This window comes from Exiguobacterium sp. RIT452 (assembly GCF_003598705.1).
GTDB classification, from domain to species: Bacteria; Bacillota; Bacilli; order Exiguobacteriales; family Exiguobacteriaceae; genus Exiguobacterium_A; species Exiguobacterium_A undae.
The window spans coordinates 65132-88233 of record NZ_QXJB01000004.1; the positions used below are offsets into that span (position 1 = coordinate 65132).

Sequence of the window (23102 nt, forward strand, 5' to 3'; positions counted from 1 at the left end):
GTTTGTTTTCGACGGCGAAAACAAACAAAACGTGTCGTGTGCATGACAATTATCATATCATATTTTGATTTTTTAGGATGGATAAAATTGAGACCAACAAACGGGAGGGATCGTCATGCATCATTTCATCTGTATCGACAGCTTCAAAGGCTGCTTGAGTTCATCTGACGCGGCGCGTGCCATCCGTGCCGGGATCTTGAGTGCTGATCCGGACGCGACGATCGATTGGAGTCCGGTCGCGGACGGGGGAGAAGGGACGATTGAAGCTTTAACCGCGAATGGATTCCAACACGTAGCAGCTGCGACGGTGGATTTAGTCGGACGTCCGATCGAAGTGGTGTATGTACAAAAAGAGAGGGTCGCCGTGATTGAAGTTGCGGCGATTTGCGGGTTGCATTTGAAGCGACCGGAGGATGAGGCGCTGTTGCTTGATACACGGGGTGTCGGGCGTCTCGCAAAACAGATTTTGGCGACCGGCGTATCAGATTTGTACCTTGCACTCGGGGGCACCGGGACGACGGACGGCGGGCTTGGTCTGTTGGAGGAACTGGGCGCTCACCTGTTGACGAAGACCGGCAACGCGATTGCGTGGCAGACCAATCCGTTGCTTGAAACCGACCGGATCATACTGCCGTCACCCATCGTTTCCTTACATGTCTTAGCGGATGTCACCGCCGTGTATGCCGGAACAACAGGTGCGGCACACGTGTTTGGTCCGCAAAAAGGATTGACGGCACAACAGATCACGTTACTGGACGCCCGGTTAAGCCATCTCGGACAACAACTTGGCGTGGAACACGTAGCGGGAGCCGGTGCTGCCGGCGGACTGGGAGGAGCGGCTTACGCACTGGGGGCGTCAATCGAGTCGGGGGCGGCATACATTCTACAACAGACTGGCATCAAAGAGCGGATCCGTCCGGCGGATTATGTCTGGACAGGCGAAGGGCGGATTGATCGCCAAACGGCGATGGGAAAACTTCCGGCAACGGTCGTTGCCTTGTCGGATCGTGCGCATGTCCCTTCCATCCTGCTGGCAGGAGAGGTCACGGAACGGCTGGAGCAGGCCTGGTTTTGTGAATCCATTCATGATCCGGATGAAGTGAAGACGCTGGATCCGGTCATCACCCAAAAACGATTGGCACGACGTGCGGAACAAGTCGTCCAGCGGATCATGACGAAATCAAGCGGAGAGCTGGACAAACTTCTTTAATTTAGGGAAATGGTTGGATGGAACAGGAATGAAGGGGTGCTGCTTAGGGTAAAAGAAATTATACTACTCTATCAATTGGAAGGCAGGTCATCCTTATGATCAATCAGTCGATTCAACTCTCATTTCGACAAGTGCGGGCACTCGTCGAACATACCTTATTGTTATTTAAAGAGCTTGACCAACAGCTTGCCAACCGCGGTTATGAGCCGACGTTACCGGACGTCGTCCAGACGGAACACGGATTAAGCATCCATCAAACAAAAGACAGTGCCGAATCATTGGTGCCGCATTTTTTGACGCGGTCGTATACGCGTCAAAATGAAAAAGTCCTGAACCATGCGCTGATCGTTTCGGTCCAGTACACGCATCCATTACATGAACGATTTGATCCGGTTGTCTTGGTCGGTGACGTCATGTTCAAGCAACCGAAACAGACGATGAAGCTGTTGCTCGACAAACCGTGGTTGCTGAAATATGCCGCATTCGAGTCGACGGCTGCCGCTTCTTTTGAACCGACAGGGGAACGTTTCCGGACGCAACCGATCGAAGAAATCGAATGGCTCGATGTCTGGGGACATCCGTTTACGGAGATGCGTGACGTCGAGGACGTCAAAGTCTTGACGGAAGAGATGATTAAAGGACACTTGGAACCGGGGACACCTTGACTGTAAATCAGTGAGACGGGTCTGTATGGAAAATAGTGTTTAAGTCAGTGGGAAATTAAAAAAAGTTCTGCTTCGATGTACGGTCGAAACAGAACTTTTTTTGTTGATGGATCATTAGGGATGTTTTAAACAGCAACGAGAATCCGTTCGATTGCTGCGACCAAATCAGTCGGATTCGTTTTTGGGGCGAAGCGTGTCACCTCACCGTCACGTGTTACTAAAAACTTCGTGAAGTTCCATTCCACGTCTTCTTCACCTGTCGTGTTCGGGGCGAGCTTTTTCAGCTCCGTGAACAAAGGATGTGCCGTTTCACCATTGACATCGATTTTTGAGAAGACAGGGAACGTCACGCCATAGTTCATTTGGCAGAAACTTTGAATTTCTTCATCAGTTCCCGGATCTTGAGCGGCGAACTGATTACAAGGGAAACCGAGGACGACGAGTCCTTGTTTCCGGTAATCTTGATGGAGTTGCTCGAGTCCTTCGAACTGTGGCGTCAAGCCGCATTTGCTTGCCGTGTTGACGATCAGCCAAGCTTGTCCCGGATAATCCTGAAGCGTGGCTTCGGTTCCGTCAATCCGTTGAAAAGTCTGCTCTTGTAACATGTCTAAATTCCCCCTTATAGTCTTAAAATCAGTGTACCAAACCGGTTGGTCTTTCGCCCAGAAAACGGCTGTCAGATGACAATCCTTTCACAATCAAGTGTCAGCACACCCGAAATCCTGCAAAATTTGGTAGACTACAAAAGACTTTGGAAGGAAAGGAGAGATGCCACATGAGAAAGATGTTGAAACAATCGCGTTTTGTCATGATCGCGACGCTTTGTCTGGTCCTGGTCGCAAGTGCGGTTGCCTTGCTGACCCTCGGATTCGAACGCGATATTGTGATTCTTGTTTCTGGAGTGGTTGCCCTTTGGGTGACGATGCTAGCTCCTTTGACGGTCCAGACCAAACTGAATGAGCAACCATAAGCCTTGTTTATTCAAAAAAACCGTAGCCTGATTTCTTGCTGAAGGATGTTTTCCATTCAGATGAAGGAATCGGTCGCTGCGGTTTTTTTTCTTCTATAGCATATGTTCCAAAAACACTATTTTTATAAAAGAAGTCATCAAAAAGTCTGACTATATTTTTTTTTGAAATTCGCTTTACAACCTCAAATAATCGGAGTAATATCCATCTCATCAACGAACACTAACATGTTAATGCTTCGATCTCAAAGTACGCCGAGTTCATGATTGAAGCGGGGGACCCAACCGTCACGACACGTGACACGGGGTGAATCTTCTCAGATCAGAGAAGTAGGGCGAAATCCTAGGTATGCCCGAATCCGACAGCTAACCTCGCAGGCGTTTTAGGAGGGAACGACTCTTATTCAGTGATGCCAATTTTTTAGGGCGATGCTGGGGCCGTTACTGCCTCACATCGTCTTTTTGTCGTGTTTAATTGTAAAAATATTGAATAATGTGGAGGTAATTTCAAAATGGGTGAACTGTGGAGTGTATTGTTACTCATCTTCTTTTTCGGAAGTTCGTATCTGATGATTGATTGGATTGAACGGGTCCAGTGGCGGGCAGGTGACCGGAAATGACATGGTTTTTACTGGCTACCGGTTGTCTCGTCTTTTTGTATCTTGGTTATTGTCTGATGTATCCAGAAAAATTCTAATCGCATAGGAGAAACAAATCATGTGGACTCAATTTTTAATCCAATTTTGGATTTTGCTCGTCATCGCACTCGGGGCAGCCGTCTTGCTCGGGCGTTACATCGGAACCTACTTTGCACCTGTCGAAGACCGGAAAATGGATTCGTTCGGCAAAATCGAACGGCGGTTTTTGCTTGTTCTCGGTGTTGATGAACGAAAACAAGACCAGTCGTGGGTCGGTTATTCGAAAAGTCTGTTGCTCGTCAACTTGTTATTTTTTGCCGGAGGGTACTTGCTACTGCGTTTCCAGGGAAGCTTACCCCTGAATCCGAACGGAGCTGTCAATCTGGATTGGTCGACCGCCCTGCATACGACGATCAGCTTCATGACGAATACGGACCAGCAACATTATTCGGGTGAAGCGTTATCGTATCTGTCACAGACGTTTGTCCTCGGAACGATGCTGTTCGTCGCACCGACGATGGCGTTCACCGTTTGTATGGCAGTCATTCGTGGACTTGCGAACAAGCCGCTCGGTAATTTTTATGCCGATTTCGTCCGTTTCATCGTCCGGATTCTGTTGCCGATTTCGTTTGTGTTTGGACTGGCGATGATTCTGTTTGGTGTGCCGCAGACGTTCAGCGGTGCTGTCAGCGTCACGACGCTTGAAGGAGCAAAGCAACTGATTTACCGTGGACCGGTCGCTGCGTTTGAAGTCATCAAACAGCTCGGGAATAACGGTGGTGGTTTCTTCGGTGTCAACGGAGCGCATCCGTTTGAAAACCCGAACCAATACGTCAACTTCATCCAGATGTTCTTGATGCTGCTGATTCCGATGTCACTTCCGATCGCTTACGGAAAAATCATCGGTTCGGCCAAGCAGGGCCGCCTGTTCCTCGGCGTGATGACGATCTTGTTTGTCATGATGACGTTCGGGATGGCCGGCAGTCTCTTCGCAAATCCGACTGCACATGGTCAGGAGCTTCGCTTCGGACAAATTGGGACAGCATTGTACAGTTCGATTACGACGGCCGCCGAAACCGGTGCGGTCAATGCGATGCATGATTCGCTCCATCCGCTGGCCGGATTGATTCAGCTCGGGAACATGATGCTGAACGTCGTTTACGGCGGAACGGGTGCCGGTTTCTTGAATGTCCTGTTGTATGCGTTCGTTGCCGTTTTCTTGACGGGGCTGTTGATTGGTCGGACACCGACTTTCCTCGGCAAGAAACTGGAGACATTTGAAGTCAAACTGATGGCCATCACCTTGCTCGTCCCACCGTTCCTCATTCTCGTCGGGACAGCGGTCTCGATGTACGTCCCACCAGGAGTAGCTGGGATTTCGAATCCCGGGTATCACGGTCTGTCGCAGATCTTATACGAATTTACATCCGCGACGGCCAACAACGGCTCTGGTTTTGAAGGGCTCGGCGATGCCAACGTGTATTGGAATGTCTCGACGTCGTTTGCTTTATTCTTCGGTCGCTACATTCCGCTGATTCTGATGCTGGCGATTGCCGGATCACTCAAGGCAAAACCGGCCGTTCCGCAAGATGAATTTTCGTTTAAAACAGATACCCCACTTTTCGGCACAGTTTTCCTCGGTACGGTCGTACTCGTCGGTGCGCTGACATTCTTGCCAGTGCTCGTACTTGGACCGGTCGCGGATTGGCTGACGATGTGAACAGGAGCTAATGAGAAATGATGGAACAAGTAAAATACCAACCAACTGAGCAGGAACCGAACATTCCTGAAAGAGAATCCAAATCTGCCGTCAATCCATCGATTGCGAAACAAGCGACACGCGATGCCTTTCAAAAGTTAAATCCGGTGCATATGGTGAAGCAACCGATTATGTTCGTCGTCTGGATCGGTTGCTTGATGGCAATCGGGTATACGATTTTCATCGATGAGATGCGTGGCTTCAATCTGGCGGTCAGCATCATCCTGTTCTTGACGGTGCTGTTCGCGAATTTTGCAGAGTCGATTGCGGAAGGACGCGGGAAAGCACAGGCGGATTCGCTGAAGGCATCAAAAGCCGATGTAATGGCGCGCAAACGGGTTGGTCAGATGATTGAGAAAGTCTCATCCGCGACATTGCGCAAAGGGGACATCGTCTTCGTCCGGACCGGTGAATACGTGCCGGGGGACGGGGAAATCATCAAAGGGCTGGCATCGATTGATGAATCCGCCATTACCGGCGAGTCCGCACCGGTCATTAAAGAAGCGGGCGGCGATTTCTCGTCCGTCATCGGTGGAACACTCGTCGTCAGTGACGAAATCGAAGTCCGGATCACAAGCAATCCCGGGGAATCGTTCCTCGATCAGATGATTGCCTTGGTCGAAGGAGCGAGTCGTCAAAAAACGCCGAACGAGCTGGCGTTGTCGACGTTGCTGACGAGTTTGACACTGATTTTTTTACTGGTCGTCATGACCTTACCCGTCTTCACGAACTATCTGGGATTTGAATTGTCCGGTCCGATCTTGATTGCGTTGCTGGTCTGTTTGATTCCGACGACGATCGGCGGATTATTATCCGCAATCGGGATTGCCGGGATGGACCGGGTGACCCGATTCAACGTCATCGCGATGAGCGGGAAAGCCGTTGAAGCAGCAGGGGACATTCAAACGATCATTCTTGATAAGACCGGGACGATCACGTTCGGGAACCGGATGGCATCCGATATCACACCGGTCGGTGATGTGACGCAGGAAGCGGCGTTTGAAGGCGCAATCCTCTCCTCGCTCGCAGACGAAACGCCGGAAGGACGTTCAGTCCTCGAACTGGCCGGATTGCGAAACATGCCGATTGATCAGGATAAGTTACAAGGAGCGGAAATCATTCCGTTCCGGGCAGAAACCCGGATGTCGGGACTCGATTTAACAGATGGACGCCGCGTCCGCAAAGGAGCGGGGCAGGCGATTCAACAATGGGTTACGGAACAGGGTGGTGTGATTCCGGATAACCTTCAAACGACGGTCGATCAGATTGCCCGTCTCGGCGGCACACCGCTCGTCGTCGCCATCGATCAGACGATCTTAGGTGTCATTTATCTGAAGGATACCGTGAAACCGGGAATGCGGGAACGGTTCGACCGACTGCGTGAGATGGGCATCAAAACGGTCATGTGTACCGGTGATAATCCCCTGACGGCAGCGACGATTGCCCGGGAAGCCGGTGTCGATGACTTCGTCGCTGAATGTACACCGGAAGATAAAATCCGTGTCATCAAGCAGGAGCAGGCGGCAGGACATTTGGTCGCAATGACCGGAGACGGTACGAATGACGCACCGGCGCTGGCGCAAGCGGACGTAGGTCTTGCGATGAACAGCGGGACTCAAGCGGCGAAAGAAGCGGCGAACATGATTGATCTCGATTCGAATCCGACAAAAATCATCGAGGTCGTCGAAATCGGTAAGCAGTTGCTGATGACGCGTGGCGCCTTGACGACGTTTTCGATTGCCAATGATGTCGCGAAGTATTTTGCGATCATCCCGGCGATGTTCATGGTCGCGATTCCGGAGATGGAGTTGCTCAATATCATGCGACTCGATTCACCGACGACCGCGATTCTCTCGGCCTTGATCTTTAACGCCATCATCATCCCGATGCTGATTCCGCTCGCGATGAAGGGTGTTTCCTATAAGCCGATGACGGCAGATCAGCTGCTCGGACGGAACTTATTGATCTACGGTCTTGGTGGGGTCATCGTCCCGTTCATCGGCATTAAAATCATCGATGTCTTGCTCGCAAGCATCCTATAAGGAGAAAAAGGACAATGAAACAAGCCATACGTGTGACGGTCTTCATCACAGCGTTATGCGGGATCGTCTTTCCCGCGTTACTGACCCTGTTTGGTCAGTTGCTCGTACCCGATAAAGCAGCAGGTTCACTCTTGCAACAAAACGGAAAATTCATTGGATCGGAATTGATCGCCCAACCCTTCACGTCGAAGCAGTATTTCCATGGACGTCCATCGGCAGTCGATCAATTAGCGGGCGCATCTGCTGGGGATAACCTAGCAGCATCCAACCCGGAGCTCACTACGAAGATCAACGAGCAGCAGGAACAGTCCAAAGAGGACGGACGTTCGCTTCCGGACGATGCCCGCGTGACATCCGGCTCTGGCTTCGATCCGCACATCTCGCTCGACTATGCACGGGCACAAGTGAATCGTATTGCAACCGAACGGGATCTCTCGCGTGACGAAGTCCGGCGGTTGATTGAGCAAGAAGCAGGAAATGATGCGTACGTCAATGTGCTGTTGCTGAATCTGGCGCTTGATCGGAGTCAGTCATGACACGAGGAAAGCTGAAGCTGTATATCGGCTCAGCTCCTGGTGTCGGAAAGACGTATAAAATGCTCGCCGACGCCCGAATGCTCATCGAAGAAGGGCGGGATGTCGTTCTCGGATTAATTGAAACACACGGTCGACGTGAAACAGCCGAGATGATCGGCTCCTTGGAGCAGGTCCCGTTGTTGGAAGTGTTGTACAAGGACAAGGTGTTTCTCGAAGTAAACGTCGACGCGATCATCGCCCGGCAACCGGATATCGTCTTGATTGACGAATTGGCGCATACGAATGCGCCGGGATCCATCCGCAAAAAACGGTATCAAGATGTTTCGGCGCTGCTTGACGCCGGCATCAATGTCTATTCAGCCGTCAACATCCAACATTTCGAGAGTCTGCTGTTTAAAGTCAAGGAAGTGACGGGGGTCGAGGTCCGGGAACGGATTCCGGACCCGTTCCTTGGTGAAGCGGACGAAATTTTACTGGTCGATGTCACACCACAGACGTTGCGCGAACGGCTCGAACAGGGGAAAATCTACAGAAAAGAAAAAATCGAACAAAGCTTGAACTCGTTTTTTTCACTGCAAAACTTGGCGAGTCTGCGTGAACTGTCGCTCCGGCAGGTTGCGGACGAGGTCGATGATCAAGTCTATCAGACGCGGTTGTTGATTGAAAAAGATCCGAAGCTGTTACAGGAACGAATTCTGGTCTGTGTTCAGTTAAACGGAAATGCCCGGAAATTGATCTACCGGGGATTCCGGATGGCGAGTCGCCTGAAAGCAGATCTCTATATCCTGACGATTTTATCGGGACCGGAGAATAAGCTGTCGGCAGGGCAAGCAGAAGTCCTCGCCATGTTGCGTGAGAGCGGGTCCTTATTCGACGCCGAAGTGTTGATCCGGATTCAAGGAGAACGCTCGATTGCCGCGACCATCACGGCGGTCGCGAAGCATCACCGCATCACCCAAATCGTACTCGGTCAATCCGCCCGGACCCGCTGGCAGGAAATCCGGCGCGGCTCAATCGTCAATCAGATCATGCGTCAAAACCGGGGCATCGATCTGCAAATCGTCGCCGATGATCAAGTCTGACAGGATGTCTCTTCCGCGTAAATGCAGGAGATGTCTTCCGTCAGACGGGGACGATGGAAGTACAAAAAAACATCGAGGCAACGAATCGATCGATTCAATGCCTCGATGTTTTTGTTGTGTTTAACGGGCGAAGACCGGAATATCAAAGACAGCCGTGTAGCTCTCCATCTGTTGATACAGGTTATAGATCTGAGTCGTTTGTTTAACGGCCCAGCCCATATCCGTCGCGTACTGATGAACACCAGGACGCATCGGGCTCCAACGCATTTTGTAGAGGGTGTTTTGATCATATTGATTATGCACATACTTCGTACTGATGAATTCAGCACCGCCGATGATTGCAGCTTCCGGTGTGAACCAACCTTGGCTGTAAGCATACGCTGCGCCTGTGTTGATGGCGTCATAATCGTATGCACCAATGCCGTACATGTTATAAACGGTCCGTCCATTCCAGCTGACGCCGGTTGCTAATTTTGAAGAACCGTTGCCTGTCTCAAGTAAAGCGTGTGAGATCAAGTACGCTTCGTTCAGCGAATATTTAGCGCCCGCATCGATGAAGGCTTGTCCACAACTGCCGGTTGAACACTTCCCGAAGATGCCTTTTGTCGCAAGGATCTTGTTGAGTGTCGCGGCTGTAGCGCCCGTTGATTTTGATAAATCAAGGAATTGATAGTAAGCCGATGACTGGCGATCCACCTTCAGCGGATCTGCCGCGTTACGGACATCTGCTTCCAGCGCATTTAACCAATAAATCGTCGAATAGCGTGTAGTCGATGTATAGATACGCGGATATGTCGTGTAGAATCCGCTGACGTTTTGATACACCTTGATCATCGCTTGCGGTTTGAATTGACCGTAAACGTGACTTGCTGTCGTTGCGCCGGACCGGATGTTGAGTGGTGTCGTCGCAGTGACCGTTGCGATTGTTCCATTGACCGGATCCAGTGCGCCGCCAAGTCGGACATAATCCGCGCTGACGTACATCAGCTTCGACGCGTACAGATCCGTCTGTGGTGGTGGGTTCAATTTCATTTGCGCACTGATGAAACTGTCAAACGTAAACGGTGTTGCCACTGAATTGTAGATATTTAATTTGGACGACGTCATGACGAGTGTCCCGTTGTACGCATACAGCGTCTTCCCTTCGTAGGAAACTTCATACCAGTTACCGATTTTCCCTGTTACCGGCAAGACGGTGTTGAGTGAAACGGAAGCAACCGGCTGATACGCATCTCCGACATAGGACCGGAGTAAAGTCGTTCCTGTTGCCCGGACAAACGATTTTTCAATCGGTTCATAACCGATGGCTGAAGTCGGTTGACCCAGTTTGATATAGCCGGTTTTCCCATTAATAGTGACTTGGTGCCACTGACCGTTTGCAGACGTGACAACCAATGTTTTTGTCGTGTAGACGTTCCCTTTGTTTAAGGTAGCGATCGTACTTGCGGAATCTTTCGCATCACTTTTGACAGCGATGGATGCATCAAGCAAGAAACGGGCTTCCGGGATTGTCTTTGTTTCGGTAAATTCATTTAATGTCGAAGCAGACGCGTAGCCGCTCTTGCCGGCATATGTGATTTTCATCCAAGTGCCGATTTGTCCGGTTACCGTGACGATTGTTCCGCTCGGAATCGTCGTGACAGCCCCGTAAGAAGGACCGGCGTATGAACGAAGTGGTGTCGAGCTGGATGTTTTATACTTTGTTGCTGAGACGGCACTGTAAGCAATCGGCGTTCCTTGGTTGACGCGAACGTAACCAGTTTTACCGTTGATGTTCATCCGGTGCCATTGTTCAGAACGACCGTTCGTGACGAGTTGTGTCGTGTAGTAGACGTCACTTGCCGTCAAAGTCGTTAATGTGTCGGCTGTCGAATGATGGGTTTTCTTCACGTCGACCGATTTCGATAAGACGAAGCGGGAAGCCGAAAGTGTCTTTTTCGTAATCAGTTCCGTCATCGTATCAGCAGGCACATAACCTGTTTTTCCGCTTGCCGACACTTTGTACCAGTCTTGGATTTTTCCGATGACCTGTACGTTTGTCCCGCTCGGAATCGTTGCGGTCGTCGCATACGAGTTACCTGCATATGTACGCAGTGCTGTCGTTGCAGTTGTCTTCATCGCGATGTTTTCCGATGTATAGGAAACCGGTGTGCCCTGGTCAACCGGAAGGTATCCCGTCTGACCGTCTTTCGTCACCCGGTGCCATTTCGATGAACCGTTCGTGACGAGTTGATTCGTTTGATAAATATCGTTCGTTTTGAACGTCGTGATGGTCGTCGCGCTTGCTTTTGGAGCAGCTTTCACCGCGACGTCTGTTTTAAGCTCGAAGTCCGTCGTCGGAATCGATTGTGTCGTCACATGATCGGTAAAGGTTGCACCTGACGCATAACCTGATTTCCCGTCATACGATACTTTATACCAGTTGCCGATTTTGCCTTGAATCTTGATGACAGTACCGCTTGGAATCGTTTTGACGACTCCGTAAGAAGGACCGGCATACGAGTGAAGTGCTGTCGCCGTCGTCGTTTTTAACGAAAGATCGTGGACCGTATAATACTTGATGGCTTTTCCTTGGTTGACTTGAACGTAACCGGTCCTGCCATCTTTTGAGACCTTGTGCCACTGTTGACCGATCGAATTCGTCACGAGTGACGTCGTGTAGTAGACATTACCGGTTTGTAAGCTGGCAATCGTCGTACTCGATGACGATGGAGACGCTTTGATCGCAACAGCGTTTGATAACAGGAAGCGGGATGAAGCTAATTTCACGGTGGCTGTGTATTCCGTCAGAGAAGCAGTTAAGGCGTAACCTGTTTTCCCATTGTACGTGACACGATGATACAGACCAGACCGTGCCGTTGATTTGACGATCGTTCCGCTTGGGATCGTGATGAGCGGACGTTTTGTTCCGTCCGTCGCATCGTATAAAGCGAGAGCGGTTTTTGTCTTGAAGGCCGTTTCCGGAATCGTCGTCACGTCTTGTTTGGATGAACCGACGAAGGCTGCTTTATGCATGTAGCCGGATTTGCCTGCATAAGTGACGTTATACCAGTCACCGATCCGTCCTGTCGTTTGGAGCGATGTCCCCGTTGGAACGACAAGCTGACGCGGATACGCTGTGCCGGCATACTGGCGCAGGATGTAACCGTCTGTCGTCTTCAACGTTGTTTTTGCTAAACGTGTATAGCTGATCGGTTGTGCATTCAGAAAACGGGCGTAACCGGTCTTCCCGTCATATTTGACGCGGTACCAGACTTCTCCGACCGAATTCGTGATTTTTTGTGAACTGTAGTACGCATCCTGTTCATTGAGTGTCGTGATGACAGGAGCTGTCGTTGACGCCGCTGTGTGGAGCGCCGTCTTTTTCGAAACGAGGAACCGTTGTCCCTTGATCGTTTCTTTTTTGTCGTATGCTGCTAGATATTTTGACGCGACATATCCCGTTTTTCCGTTGTATGACACTCTTCTGAAGTAGCCAGAAGTGGACTCATACGTGGATGAAACGATAGTTCCGGTCTTGATCGTCAACAGGCGTTTCCGTGAAGATGTCGTCTTGTCGTACAGATAAGTATCGGTAGACAGACGGTAGGTCGTTGCTTTCGTCGTTGCGGCCTCTAATGATGGACTGTAAGAAACAAATATACCGAGGACCAGGATGAAGCTGACCAGCATCTTCAAGGTTTTCGTGAATAGTGTCGTGTTCAAAGATCGTATCCTCCTAGTTAGAATTCGTCCGAAGACGTATCGGGCTCTAGGATGTCAATTCTAAGGTGTGAAATTAATTTGCCTATTCTTACTATCGACAATAAAACATTTATCTACAGTATATTTAGAATTTTTTTGAAAAAAGGGGTTTTGTTTTTTAAAAAACCCTTCTGTTTTAGGAAACAGAAGGGAAGGGCATCAGGAATTTAGTTGTTCAAGAAGCGATTCGAGGTTTGTTGTCGGACGGTCACATTGAAAATCGTGACAGAGATAAGCGGTTGGAGCTGAATCGATTGGTTCATAGTCCGCCAGAAATGGTGCGATGGACAGCAAGTCCGTCTTTTTGCCGACGAGCAACGACAATTCCGGTATGCGTTGTGCCAGGAGTTGTGATAAAAAAGGTTCGATTGCTTCCTGGGTGTCAGTCAGAATGATCAGTTCTTTTGGCTGCATCAAGGTGTGGACATAGGCACTCATCAGACTGGCAAATCCGGTCGGCTGTGCCTTGACTTCGAGCGCAACGGATGCAAAAATCTGATGGGCCGCGTCCCGATAACTCGTCCGACCGGTCAGTTGGGACAGACGCAACAGATTCGAGACTGCTGTACTGTTTCCGGCGGGTGTGACGCCGTCGTACAGATCTTTTGGTCGAACCAATAGGGTTTCATCATTAACAGACGTAAAGAAGAAGCTGCTGTTGGAATCTCCAAAATCACGGAGCATCCGTTCCGTCAGACGGAGGGCAGCATGGAGGTATTGACTTTTTTGTGTCGTATGATGCAGTTCCAGATAAGCTTCCGTCAAGAAGCTGTAGTCATCGAGAAATCCATTTCCTTGCACGTGACCTTCACGGTAACGGACTCGAACCGTATCGCCATCGATCAGACGGGTCTCGAGGAACGCTAAGGCACGTTCCGCGACTGACGTGTAATGTGGATTGGCAAAAACCCGTCCGGCCTTGGCATAAGCGGAAATCATCAGAGCGTTCCAAGACGTCAAGACTTTATCGTCCCGAAACGGACGGGTCCGCATGTTGCGGATCCGAAGTAACGTTTGTCGTTCCTGTTCGAGTTGACGTACGACGTCGCGAACAGGCATGTCTTGTTCAGCGGCGAACGCCTGCAGAGAGTGGTCGGTCCGTCGGAAAATATTCCGCCCCTCAAAATTACCGCCAGGAGTAGCCTGGTAATACAGCGGGAACAAGGCCTCTTCCCCAAGGAACGTGGTCAGTTCCTCAGCGGTGAAGGTATAGAACAGTCCTTCCCGTCCCTCACTGTCCGCGTCTTCCGCCGAATAGAATCCTCCTTCCGGCGATAACAAATCCCGTTCGATATACGTAAACACTTCTTCCGCATACTGTTTGAACCGTTCGCGCCCGGAAGCTTGGAACGTTTCGATGCAAGCCGTCGCAAACAGGGCATTATCATACAACATCTTTTCAAAATGCGGCGTTTCCCAACGGGCGTCGACGGTGTACCGGTAAAGACCATAGCCGACTTGATCGGTGATTCCGCCGTCGCGCATCGCCGTTAACGTCCGCATGACCATCTGTAAGGCGGTCTCGTCTTCCGCAAAGCGATGATAATCAAGCAAAAAAGTCAGCAGGGAAGGAGAAGGGAACTTTGGTGCTTCACCAAACCCGCCGTTTTTGACGTCAAATTGCCGCATCGCCTGGTCAAAGGTGTCGTGAACGAGTGACTCGTCAAGTTGACCCGAGGTGTCACCATGAAGGACGTTTGACAGGGCCTGATTGATTTCAGTGCCGACCCGTTCAATTTTTTCGGGATCCGTCCGGTAATGTTCACCCAGTTGCAGCACGACCTGCCGGAAACTGGGACGATTAAATTGTGGCGTTTTTGGAAAATAAGTCCCGATGTAAAACGGGGTTTGGTCAGGTGACATGAAGACGCTGAGCGGCCATCCCCCTTGACCGTTCATCAGTTGGGCTGCCGTCATATAAATTTGATCGATGTCCGGACGTTCTTCCCGGTCGACTTTGATGGAGATGAAACGGTCGTTCAGCAGACGGGCGGTCTCTTCATCCTCAAAGCTTTCGTGCGCCAAGACGTGGCACCAATGACACGTCGAATAGCCGATCGACAGGAAAATCGGTTTATTGGTTGCCCGGGCCATGGCGAATGCTTCTTCCCCCCACGGATACCAGTCGACAGGATTCTCGGCATGTTGCAATAAATAAGGACTCTTTTCATGGATCAATCGATTCGTAGCCATCTCTTTTGACCTCGTTTCTTCTATAATAATGTCATCTCCCTAACGATACCGATTTTGAAAGGGGGAATCAACGGTTCGTTCAGTCCTTTAAAATAGGAAGATGAAAAAAATTGACTTTATAAAATAAAATGTGTTATATTGAATTTTGTCATGAATCGGGGATGATCACTCATGTGAGAATCTTTCACTTAAATACACAATTTAATAATCAGGTCAGGATTTTTAGACCTTACTGACAAATGAGTCAGACATAAGTCATCGCTTTTATTTTGTCCTTCTTCTGTTCAACTAGAAGAAGTTGACCCAGCAAGATAAACCTTCCATTCGATACTTTTCAGCTCATTCCGAGCGAAATTCTAAAAATCCCAGTAAATACGCAACCCAACGCGTAACTTGATTCTTGCTAAAACGCTTGATTCAGCTGGCGCGGCCAAGGAGCCGTAACAACGAAAGAGAGGTAGGGCTTTCGTCGTTTCAGGTGTTTTGATCACCTGTATCCTCGATTCTCATGACACCTAAAAACAGACACGCTGAAAAGGCGTTTTTTTTATGCCCTTTTTTAAGCAATTGTCTGTCTTTCGTGTTTTTTTGTAACGTAAAGACGAATGATTAATTTTTGTAAGCGTTAACAATTAATTCTTTTACGAATATTAAGGTCTTTTTTTACACAAAATATACACTATCCGTAAATATATCTGATAATATAAAGAAGTGTCAGAAAATTCATAGGGGGTAACATCATGAAGAACGTCAGTACGTTTGGGAAGTGGGCATTGGTCGGCGCATTAACAGCAGGAATTCTTCCGCAAGCAGGTATTACGGTCGGGGCAGAAGGCGAAGGCGTCATCTTGTCTGAGTACATAGAAGGATCAAGCAACAATAAAGCGATTGAGATTTATAATGGTTCGGGGCAAATCATTAATTTAGCCGATTATACACTTGTACAGTATACGAACGGTGGACCTTCGGAAGCGAAAATCACATTGTCCGGCACGATTGAGCCGGGAAAAACGTTTGTGATCGCCAATTCAAGCGCGAATGCAGACATCAAGGGAAAAGCGCAACAAACAACCGGTTCACTGAACTTCAACGGAAATGATCCCGTTGCCTTGAAAAAAGGGGATGAAGTCCTTGATATCATCGGACCCGTCGGATCGAGCACGGACTTTGCGAAAGATACGACACTTGTCCGCAAGACAAACGTCACAGCAGGATCAAAAACATATGAACCGTCGCAATGGACAAGTTTTCCGGTCGATACGTTGACGGACCTCGGTACACATGCTGCTGAAGCAGGAGACATCTTGGTCGCACCAACGGCATCACCCGTCGGAGAAGTCGAACGCGGCGATCAAGTCACACTGACGGGCGAAGGGACGATTCACTTTACAGTCGACGGCTCGACACCGACAGCAGAAAGCCCTGTTTATTCCGGACCGATTACAATCAATGACGAAGTCACGATCCAAGCGGTTGTGGTTAAAGACGGTAAAACATCTGCCGTGTCGACGTTCAAATATTACATCGCACCACCCGTCACGAAAATCAGCAGTATTCAAGGGGTAGCCCACACGTCACCATACGCGGATCAACTCGTCCGGACGACCGGTGTCGTCACGTATATCGTTGATGCAAACAACTTCTACATGCAGGATCCGAACCCGGATAACAACAGCAAAACATCAGAAGGTGTGCTGGTATACGCTAAAAATCACGGTGCGGCAATTGGTCAGACCGTCGCAACGACGGGTTACGTCAAAGAATGGTTACTTGGCGGATACAGTGATAAGTTTGACACGGATCTTGCGGTCACAGAGATCAGTACAGTCAACCTCGTCAAAGGCGCATTGAATACAGGATTACCGGCAAGCATCGTCCTCGGGGAGAAGGGTGTCTTGATTCCGACACAAGTCGTCGACAACGATTCGTTTGCTGAATTTGATCCGGCTGAAGATGCCATCGATTTATACGAGAGTGTCGAAGGAATGCGTGTCGCGCTTCCGAACGCCGTCGTCACAGGTCCACAGGCCAACCGGACGATTCCAGTGCGGACACAAACGGCAAACAAAGACTATACAAAACGCGGGACACCAATCTTAACGGCAAATAACGTCAATCCGGAGCGTCTGTTCGTTGAGATGGGCAGCAGCTCGTACCGGGCGAAATCCGGAGACCGCTTTGACGGAACGATTGAAGGGGTCATGAGTTATAACTACTCGGCTTACAAAGTGCTTTCAAAAGCAGCTGACTTACCGACGTTAATCACAAGTGAAGTGGATCGTCAGCCGACGAACATCGAAACAGGAGATTCACGTTTGACGGTCGCCTCGTATAACGTCGAAAACTTTGCTTCAACGGCAGATGCCGGCAAGGTGGACCGTGTTTCCGAAGGGATCGCGACGTTCCTGAAAACACCGGATATCGTCGGTTTGACGGAAATGCAGGATAATGACGGTGCGACAGACAGCGGCACGGTGGATGCTTCAAAATCGTTCGAGACATTGATTGCCGCAATCGAAGCGAAGACAGGTGTCCGTTACGCGTATACCGATATCGCACCGGAAGATAAAAAAGACGGCGGACAGCCGGGTGGAAACATCCGTGTCGGTTTCTTGTATAACCCGGCACGTGTCTCACTTGCGTCAGGTGAAAAAGGAACAGCGACAGAAGCAGTGGCTGTCGAGAATGGTAAATTGACGAACAACCCGGGACGGATTCAACCGACGGATCCGAACTTTGCAAGTTCACGGAAGCCACTCGTCGGAGAGTTCATCTTCAAAGGGGAATCGTATCACGTCATCGCCAACCACTTTAATTCAAAAGGCGGCGATGGAGCGGACTTTGGTAAAAACCAACCGGCTGTCCGTAAAAGTGAAGTCCAACGCCATGCCATCGCGACGATCGTACAAGATTTCGTCCGTGAGCTGGAAACAGAAGTCAAAGATGCGAACGTCGTTGTACTTGGTGACTTAAACGACTTCCAGTTCTCGAAAACGCTGGATATCCTCAAAGGGGACAACCTCTGGAACACAGTGGATGATCTTCCGAAATCCGAACGGTATTCGTACATCTACAACGGAAACGCCCAGGTCCTTGACCATGTCTTGATTTCGAAAAACCTGAAGCCATATACGTCGTCTGATATCGTCAACATCAACTCCGATTACATGGAAGCAGACGGCAGTGCCAGTGACCATGATCCGGCCATCATCTCGATTCAAGGGATGGAAAGTGCCGTTGCTGTCAACGGGAAAGCAGAAATCGGAAAATGGCGTGCTGTCCAAAAAGGGAAACATATCTTCATTGAACGGAAACTTGCCGGGAAATGGGACAAAGCGAGTGAAACGCATGCCGATCAACAAGGTGAGCTACTCGAATTACGTGTTTCTCAAGGTCGTCCGTATATTCAAGTAAAGACGAAAAAAGGGAAAACGATCTGGCTTGAACTCTCGAACGGTTACAAATTAAAGGAAACAACTAAATACTAAGTAATCTCATTAAAAAAAGCGGACTTAATCGTCCGCTTTTTTGTATGTTCGGATAAATAGAGAGAGAAAAGAAAACAGACTGATGGAAAGAGTGAGCAGTAAAGCGAGGTGGAGCGGGATAGCGCGGAACATGTACGTAAAGTGTATGATGATCAGCAGAAGGATAATGGAAAGACCGGGAATGAATTGTTTCCTTAATAAATGACCGACGCCGGGCACAAGCAATTCAAAACCAAACCGCTGACTGATATGGACTTCTTCATGGGCATTGGCAATACTGAACGAAACGGTCAGTAAGACTAAAATCATCCATCCGGAAAACAAATACTGCTGGATCGGCAAAAACGTAATCGATTCGTAAATAAAATAAAGTAGGATCATGGCATACTCCTTTGGAAGTAGATATTATATAGAATTTCCTTATTTTTTCCTTACGAGTTCTAATGATAGCGAGGCTTTTCGGGAACGGCAACAACATTTAAAAGGAATGAAAATAAAAGAATGTTCACACATTTTAACAACAGGGAAAGAATAGTTTATTTTATGTATGATAATGATGTGAGAATGTGATGAATAAAGACGTCAGACCTCTTTTGCGCATAAAGTCCAAAATGTGTCAAAAATGTGAAGGAAGATACTGAATCGTGTGATTTCACTTGAAACAATAGCTTAGACTGTTCGAACGGACTAGTTTCTTTTAAAATTAGGGTAATGGAACAAATGAGGAGGCGAAAGACACATGAAAAAGTGGTTAGTGCTCGGAGTAGCAGCGGTCGCTTTCTTTAGTTACGAGAACACCCCCATGGAACAGGCGGAGGCGGACTACCCGAAAAGCGGGGGAACGCTGATTGATCGATATACGAGTGAATATCCGGGTTATGACTGGGAAGTGAGGCGAACAGCGTCTGAAGAGTTTGTGGCGCTGACGAAAGACGGCAAAGATTACGGGAAGTACCGTTCGAAAAACGGCGTGACGACGCAAGGAGCCGTCCTGAACAAAGATACGGAAGCGACACTTGCGAAAAAAGGCTGGAAAGCCGTCAAGTCGTACCGGAAAGGGAATACGAATTATTTGTTGAACCTCGATCACGCTGCCGTTTATGAAAAAAAGGACCGCTATGTCACGTATTTCTTTGATCAGCACGACGGCAATAAGGTCAAAGCGACACTTGCCATCCCGAAGGACGTGGAAGCGAAGAAAAGCGGATTCTACGGAACGGCATCGAGTGCATTACGGACAACGGATGAGAAATTGATGTTGCGCCTGATGAACTGGGACCGGGCAGAGTACAAACGCGGAGCACTGACTCCGTACAATGCGCTGAAACCTGTCACACGAGCCCACAGTGAGAACATGGCGAAAAACAATTTCTTCTCCCATACCGATCCGCAAGGACGCGATCCGTTTGAACGGATGAAAGAAAAAGGAATCCGCTTCTCGACAGCCGGAGAAAATCTTTCGATGGGCTACCCGAACGTCTTTGCGGCACACTGGGGATTGATGAACTCAAAAGGACACCGCGACAATATCATGAACAATGATTTCAAACAGGCGGATGTCGGTGTGGCTTTCCGGGAAAACTCGCCGTACTTCACGATTAACTTCCGGACACCTTAAAGTAATATTTACAACTAAAGGGTACGTATCACCCCGATTTTGCGAAAGCAGGATTGGGGTTCTTTTGTGTGGATCAATCTGTAGGTGGATGACGCGCCATCTGTATTTGAATCCTGTCCTGAAAAATGAGAGTGGGAGTTCGATTGACGAAGTCCCGTCTTCTCCACTCGCTTTTCTCGGGCGGAACGCAAGCTAGCTGTCATCTGTTTGATGACCGGGTCTCGCCTGTTCCTGACGGAAGCAGCGCTTCCTTTTCCCGTAGAAGTCGAGCGGAAGACGTGACTTCTAACGAGTGATCATTCAATAGAAAACCCCTGAAACCGTTCCGTATCCTTTTTGTAAGGGGAGGGAGCTGTTTCAGGGGTTTTATATCATCTTTAGATGAATGAATCCACAAAAGGAGTTACGTCAGTTTGCCCACTCGGGTTTACTGAAGCCTTTAAAGGACTTTTCAATGACAGCGTTAAAGTCATCTGATTCGACGACAGCCGTCAAGTCTTTCGCGAGCTGTTTCTTTTCATCTGCTGTTTTGGCAGCGACTAAGTTACGGTACTGCTCGTCCATTTTCTCGAGTGCCAACGCATCAAGTAAATCGAATTTCGCAGCAAGCGCAAAGTTTCCAGGGACGGCAGAGATATCAACACTCTCGATGGCACGTGGCAACTGTGCTGCTTCCAGTGGTTTGATGACGAGTTTTTTTGGATTCTTGACAATGTCTTTTTCAGAAACCGTCAATGGATCAGCATCCGGTTTCAACTCAATCCAGCCTTGTTCAGCGAGCAGGTTCAATGCGCGGGCTTGGTTGGTCGGATCGTTTGGTGTTGCGACTTCTGCGCCTGTCTTGACGTCATCAAGCGACTTATAGGATTTACTGTATAAGCCCATCGGTGCCGTTGGAACAGTGATCAGCCCTTTAAGATCGAGATTTTTTTCCTTCGCGAACGTCTTCAGATAGATCGAGTGTTGGAACAAGTTCGCGTCGATGTCGCCGCTGCCGAGCGCAATGTTCGGCTGGATGTAATCGCTGAATTCAACGATTTCGACTTTATAGCCTTTCTTTTCAAGACCAGGCTGAATCGCTTCTTTGACCATGTCACTGTAAGGACCGCTCGTCGCACCAATCTTAATCGACTTGGTTTCTTCTTTCGCACTGCTGTCGCCACAGCCGGCAAGAATCCCGGCTCCCAGTAATCCTGTTGCTAAAAAGGCGTATCGTTTTTTCATAGTCATTCTCTCCCTTAGTGGTCTCTATTTTGGATTTAACGTTTATCAGCACGACGGGCAAGTTGATTGCCGAGCCCTTGGATGCTTTGGACGATGACGACGAGTACGATGATCGTCACGATCATGACGACGTTATCGTACCGGTAATAACCGAAGCGGATGGCGAGGTCACCGACACCGCCGCCGCCGACGATGCCGGCCATGGCAGAAAAGCCGATCAGGCTGATCGTCGTCAACGTCACCGCTTGAATGATTCCGGGAAGGGCTTCCGGTAACAGGGCGCTGATGATGATGCGAAATGGTGTGGCGCCGCACGCCTCAGCAGCTTCGATCAAGCCCGGTGGAATCTCACGGAGTGAGGTCTCGACGAGTCGGGCAAGAAACGGAATAGCGGCAACACTTAAGCTGACAGAAGCAGCTGTCGGACCGATCGTATTGTCGAGCAACAATTGTGTCAGTGGAATCAATGCGACAAGCAAGATGATGAACGGTAACGAACGAACGATATTAACGAAAAAGTCCAAAATACTGCGAACGAAGACGTTTTGGAAAAACAATCCACGGTCGGTGATGAATAAAAGAATTCCCAGCGGAATCCCGACGACGAGGGCAAAACCAAGGGAAATCCCGACCATCAAGGCCGTTTCGCCTAAGGCTTTTGCCAACTCCGGTAACATCGTTTGAATCCGGTCAAGCCACATCCTGAATCACCTCAAGCGTATGGAGTTGCTCCTCAAGCCAAGTGAGGGCCCGGTTGACGTGAAGCGTTGGACCGGTCAGGCTGACGATCAACACCCCGAAGGCGACGTTTTGAATATAATCAACCTTTCCGTGCAGGATGCTGACCGAGATATCAAATTGTTTGATCGCTTCTGACAGCGTACTCTCACCGGTCTTTTCTCCCGTGAATTGGAGACGGATGATCTTCCCGGGTGTCGTCCGAAGTATCCGTTCCGGCAACTCGATTTGCAGTGCTGTATCGACGTAATGTTTTGTGACGTCATGGGTCGGTTGACTGAATATGTCGTAGGTGTTGGCGACTTCGACGACTTCACCGTGAGCCATGACGGCGACGCGGTGACAAATCTGTTTGACGACATCAATCTCGTGAGTGATCAGGATGATCGTCAGACCGAGCCGTTCATTCAAGTCCTTCAGCAATTCCAGAATTTGCAGGGTCGTGACCGGATCGAGAGCTGATGTTGCCTCGTCACATAACAGGACACTCGGATTATTCGCCAGGGCGCGGGCAATCCCGACCCGTTGTTTTTGTCCGCCGCTGAGTTGGCTCGGGAAATTCGTCTCAAATCCTTCAAGTCCGACCAGGGCAACGAGTTCTTTGATCCGGCTTGGGAAATCACTGCGTTTGACGCCGGCTGCCTTTAAGGCGAACGCGATGTTGTCGGAAACATTCCGCGATTGAATCAATTGGAAATGTTGAAAGATCATTCCGATCTTCAGGCGCAACTCTCTTAGGCTGCCTTTGGATAAATCGGACAGTTTGATACCGGATACTTTGACCGTTCCTTGGGTCGGTGTTTCGAGTCCGTTGATCAAACGCAACAAGGTACTTTTTCCGGCACCGGATTCACCGATGATGCCAAAAATTTCTCCTTGCTGAATCGTTAAGTTGACGTCACGCAGGGCGAAAATCGGTGTCCGGTCACGTACGAACCGTTTGGTGATGCCTTTGAATTCAATCATCTGTTGTTTCCTCCCTATACAAAAAAATCGCCTTTTTCCAGTTAAGAGCAACCAGAAAAAAGCGACGAAGTGTAAGATTTCGTAACTTATCTCTCAGAATGAAACATTCTGTAGGATGTGGCACCGTTCCTTAAAGGTGGTTGCCGGACGTCGTTGGGCCTATTCCCTCGGTCGCTCGCGATAAGTAGATATGCTGTTGGGATTTACTTTAACGGAAATCATTCCCATCTGT

The 23102-nt window shown here is 49.3% G+C and carries 16 protein-coding genes and 2 riboswitches; of the genes, 9 read left to right on the top strand and 7 right to left on the bottom strand.

Annotated features, from left to right (window positions below):
• Positions 1-115: 115 nt before the first annotated feature.
• Together D3D03_RS10710 and D3D03_RS10715 are read left to right on the top strand one after the other, a co-directional pair.
• Positions 116-1210, top strand: coding sequence for a glycerate kinase (locus D3D03_RS10710; RefSeq protein ID WP_119923563.1), 1095 nt, complete (start codon positions 116-118; stop codon positions 1208-1210).
• Between the two features lie 95 nt (positions 1211-1305).
• Positions 1306-1875 carry a hypothetical protein gene (locus tag D3D03_RS10715; RefSeq protein WP_026832030.1) on the top strand — a complete coding sequence of 190 codons (570 nt, stop codon included), beginning with the start codon at positions 1306-1308 and terminating at the stop codon, positions 1873-1875.
• A 125-nt stretch (positions 1876-2000) separates the two neighbouring features.
• On the opposite strand, the gene D3D03_RS10720 is transcribed toward D3D03_RS10715, so the two are convergent.
• The gene (locus D3D03_RS10720; protein ID WP_119923564.1) at positions 2001-2480 is read right to left on the bottom strand and encodes a glutathione peroxidase; all 480 of its coding nucleotides are present in this window, start codon (positions 2478-2480) and stop codon (positions 2001-2003) included.
• Positions 2481-2650: 170 nt separating this feature from the next.
• Between D3D03_RS10720 and D3D03_RS10725 the strand changes: the two genes are divergently transcribed.
• From D3D03_RS10725 to D3D03_RS10750, 5 genes are all read left to right on the top strand, one after another.
• Positions 2651-2845 (top strand): hypothetical protein, encoded by a 195-nt coding sequence (locus tag D3D03_RS10725; protein ID WP_026832032.1) that lies wholly within the window; start codon positions 2651-2653, stop codon positions 2843-2845.
• Positions 2846-3085: 240 nt separating this feature from the next.
• A riboswitch (cyclic di-AMP (ydaO/yuaA leader) is annotated at positions 3086-3238 on the top strand.
• A 321-nt stretch (positions 3239-3559) separates the two neighbouring features.
• Entirely contained in the window at positions 3560-5200 is a 1641-nt protein-coding gene (gene kdpA, locus D3D03_RS10735) for a potassium-transporting ATPase subunit KdpA (RefSeq protein WP_119923565.1), read from the top strand.
• A gap of 17 nt (positions 5201-5217) precedes the next feature.
• Complete coding sequence (gene kdpB / locus D3D03_RS10740) at positions 5218-7281, top strand: potassium-transporting ATPase subunit KdpB (protein WP_119923566.1); 2064 nt, start codon at positions 5218-5220, stop codon at positions 7279-7281.
• Positions 7282-7295: 14 nt separating this feature from the next.
• Positions 7296-7817, top strand: a complete 522-nt coding sequence (locus D3D03_RS10745) for a potassium-transporting ATPase subunit C (RefSeq protein ID WP_119923567.1) — start codon at positions 7296-7298, stop codon at positions 7815-7817.
• Positions 7814-8899 carry a universal stress protein gene (locus tag D3D03_RS10750; RefSeq protein WP_119923568.1) on the top strand — a complete coding sequence of 362 codons (1086 nt, stop codon included), beginning with the start codon at positions 7814-7816 and terminating at the stop codon, positions 8897-8899. The genes D3D03_RS10745 and D3D03_RS10750 overlap by 4 nt, the downstream gene beginning before the upstream one ends.
• A gap of 120 nt (positions 8900-9019) precedes the next feature.
• Here D3D03_RS10750 and D3D03_RS10755 read toward each other — a convergent pair whose 3' ends face one another.
• Positions 9020-12604 (bottom strand): SH3 domain-containing protein, encoded by a 3585-nt coding sequence (locus D3D03_RS10755; RefSeq protein WP_119923569.1) that lies wholly within the window; start codon positions 12602-12604, stop codon positions 9020-9022.
• A 198-nt stretch (positions 12605-12802) separates the two neighbouring features.
• The gene (locus D3D03_RS10760; RefSeq protein WP_119923570.1) at positions 12803-14836 is read right to left on the bottom strand and encodes a thioredoxin domain-containing protein; all 2034 of its coding nucleotides are present in this window, start codon (positions 14834-14836) and stop codon (positions 12803-12805) included.
• A 740-nt stretch (positions 14837-15576) separates the two neighbouring features.
• Between D3D03_RS10760 and D3D03_RS10765 the strand changes: the two genes are divergently transcribed.
• Entirely contained in the window at positions 15577-18324 is a 2748-nt protein-coding gene (locus D3D03_RS10765) for a chitobiase/beta-hexosaminidase C-terminal domain-containing protein (RefSeq protein ID WP_026832039.1), read from the top strand.
• Positions 18325-18348: 24 nt separating this feature from the next.
• Here the strand turns inward: D3D03_RS10765 and D3D03_RS10770 are convergent, their stop codons facing one another.
• Complete coding sequence (locus tag D3D03_RS10770) at positions 18349-18705, bottom strand: hypothetical protein (RefSeq protein WP_119923571.1); 357 nt, start codon at positions 18703-18705, stop codon at positions 18349-18351.
• 358 nt (positions 18706-19063) lie between these two features.
• Between D3D03_RS10770 and D3D03_RS10775 the strand changes: the two genes are divergently transcribed.
• Positions 19064-19942: a CAP domain-containing protein gene (locus D3D03_RS10775; protein WP_119923572.1), complete on the top strand. Its 879-nt coding sequence runs from the start codon at positions 19064-19066 to the stop codon at positions 19940-19942.
• Positions 19943-20350: 408 nt separating this feature from the next.
• On the opposite strand, the gene D3D03_RS10780 is transcribed toward D3D03_RS10775, so the two are convergent.
• The 3 genes from D3D03_RS10780 to D3D03_RS10790 are packed head-to-tail and all read right to left on the bottom strand — an operon-like array spanning position 20351 to position 22870.
• Positions 20351-21166, bottom strand: coding sequence for a MetQ/NlpA family ABC transporter substrate-binding protein (locus D3D03_RS10780; protein ID WP_119923573.1), 816 nt, complete (start codon positions 21164-21166; stop codon positions 20351-20353).
• 35 nt (positions 21167-21201) lie between these two features.
• A complete protein-coding gene (locus tag D3D03_RS10785) occupies positions 21202-21867 on the bottom strand; it encodes a methionine ABC transporter permease (protein WP_026832043.1) in 666 nt (221 codons plus the stop codon).
• A complete protein-coding gene (locus D3D03_RS10790) occupies positions 21857-22870 on the bottom strand; it encodes a methionine ABC transporter ATP-binding protein (protein WP_026832044.1) in 1014 nt (337 codons plus the stop codon). Before D3D03_RS10790 ends, D3D03_RS10785 begins: the two co-directional genes overlap by 11 nt.
• Before the next feature lie 83 nt (positions 22871-22953).
• A riboswitch (SAM riboswitch) is annotated at positions 22954-23057 on the bottom strand.
• Positions 23058-23102 lie beyond the last annotated feature (45 nt).

Coding starts and splice junctions, on each gene's coding strand:
- D3D03_RS10725 (WP_026832032.1), top strand. CDS start 2,651: ATGAGAAAGATGTTGAAACAATCGCGTTTTGTCATGATCGCGACGCTT.
- D3D03_RS10780 (WP_119923573.1), bottom strand. CDS start 21,166: ATGAAAAAACGATACGCCTTTTTAGCAACAGGATTACTGGGAGCCGGG.
- D3D03_RS10710 (WP_119923563.1), top strand. CDS start 116: ATGCATCATTTCATCTGTATCGACAGCTTCAAAGGCTGCTTGAGTTCA.
- D3D03_RS10760 (WP_119923570.1), bottom strand. CDS start 14,836: ATGGCTACGAATCGATTGATCCATGAAAAGAGTCCTTATTTATTGCAA.
- D3D03_RS10770 (WP_119923571.1), bottom strand. CDS start 18,705: ATGATCCTACTTTATTTTATTTACGAATCGATTACGTTTTTGCCGATC.
- kdpB (WP_119923566.1), top strand. CDS start 5,218: ATGATGGAACAAGTAAAATACCAACCAACTGAGCAGGAACCGAACATT.
- D3D03_RS10765 (WP_026832039.1), top strand. CDS start 15,577: ATGAAGAACGTCAGTACGTTTGGGAAGTGGGCATTGGTCGGCGCATTA.
- D3D03_RS10715 (WP_026832030.1), top strand. CDS start 1,306: ATGATCAATCAGTCGATTCAACTCTCATTTCGACAAGTGCGGGCACTC.
- D3D03_RS10750 (WP_119923568.1), top strand. CDS start 7,814: ATGACACGAGGAAAGCTGAAGCTGTATATCGGCTCAGCTCCTGGTGTC.
- D3D03_RS10745 (WP_119923567.1), top strand. CDS start 7,296: ATGAAACAAGCCATACGTGTGACGGTCTTCATCACAGCGTTATGCGGG.
- kdpA (WP_119923565.1), top strand. CDS start 3,560: ATGTGGACTCAATTTTTAATCCAATTTTGGATTTTGCTCGTCATCGCA.
- D3D03_RS10720 (WP_119923564.1), bottom strand. CDS start 2,480: ATGTTACAAGAGCAGACTTTTCAACGGATTGACGGAACCGAAGCCACG.
- D3D03_RS10775 (WP_119923572.1), top strand. CDS start 19,064: ATGAAAAAGTGGTTAGTGCTCGGAGTAGCAGCGGTCGCTTTCTTTAGT.
- D3D03_RS10790 (WP_026832044.1), bottom strand. CDS start 22,870: ATGATTGAATTCAAAGGCATCACCAAACGGTTCGTACGTGACCGGACA.
- D3D03_RS10785 (WP_026832043.1), bottom strand. CDS start 21,867: ATGTGGCTTGACCGGATTCAAACGATGTTACCGGAGTTGGCAAAAGCC.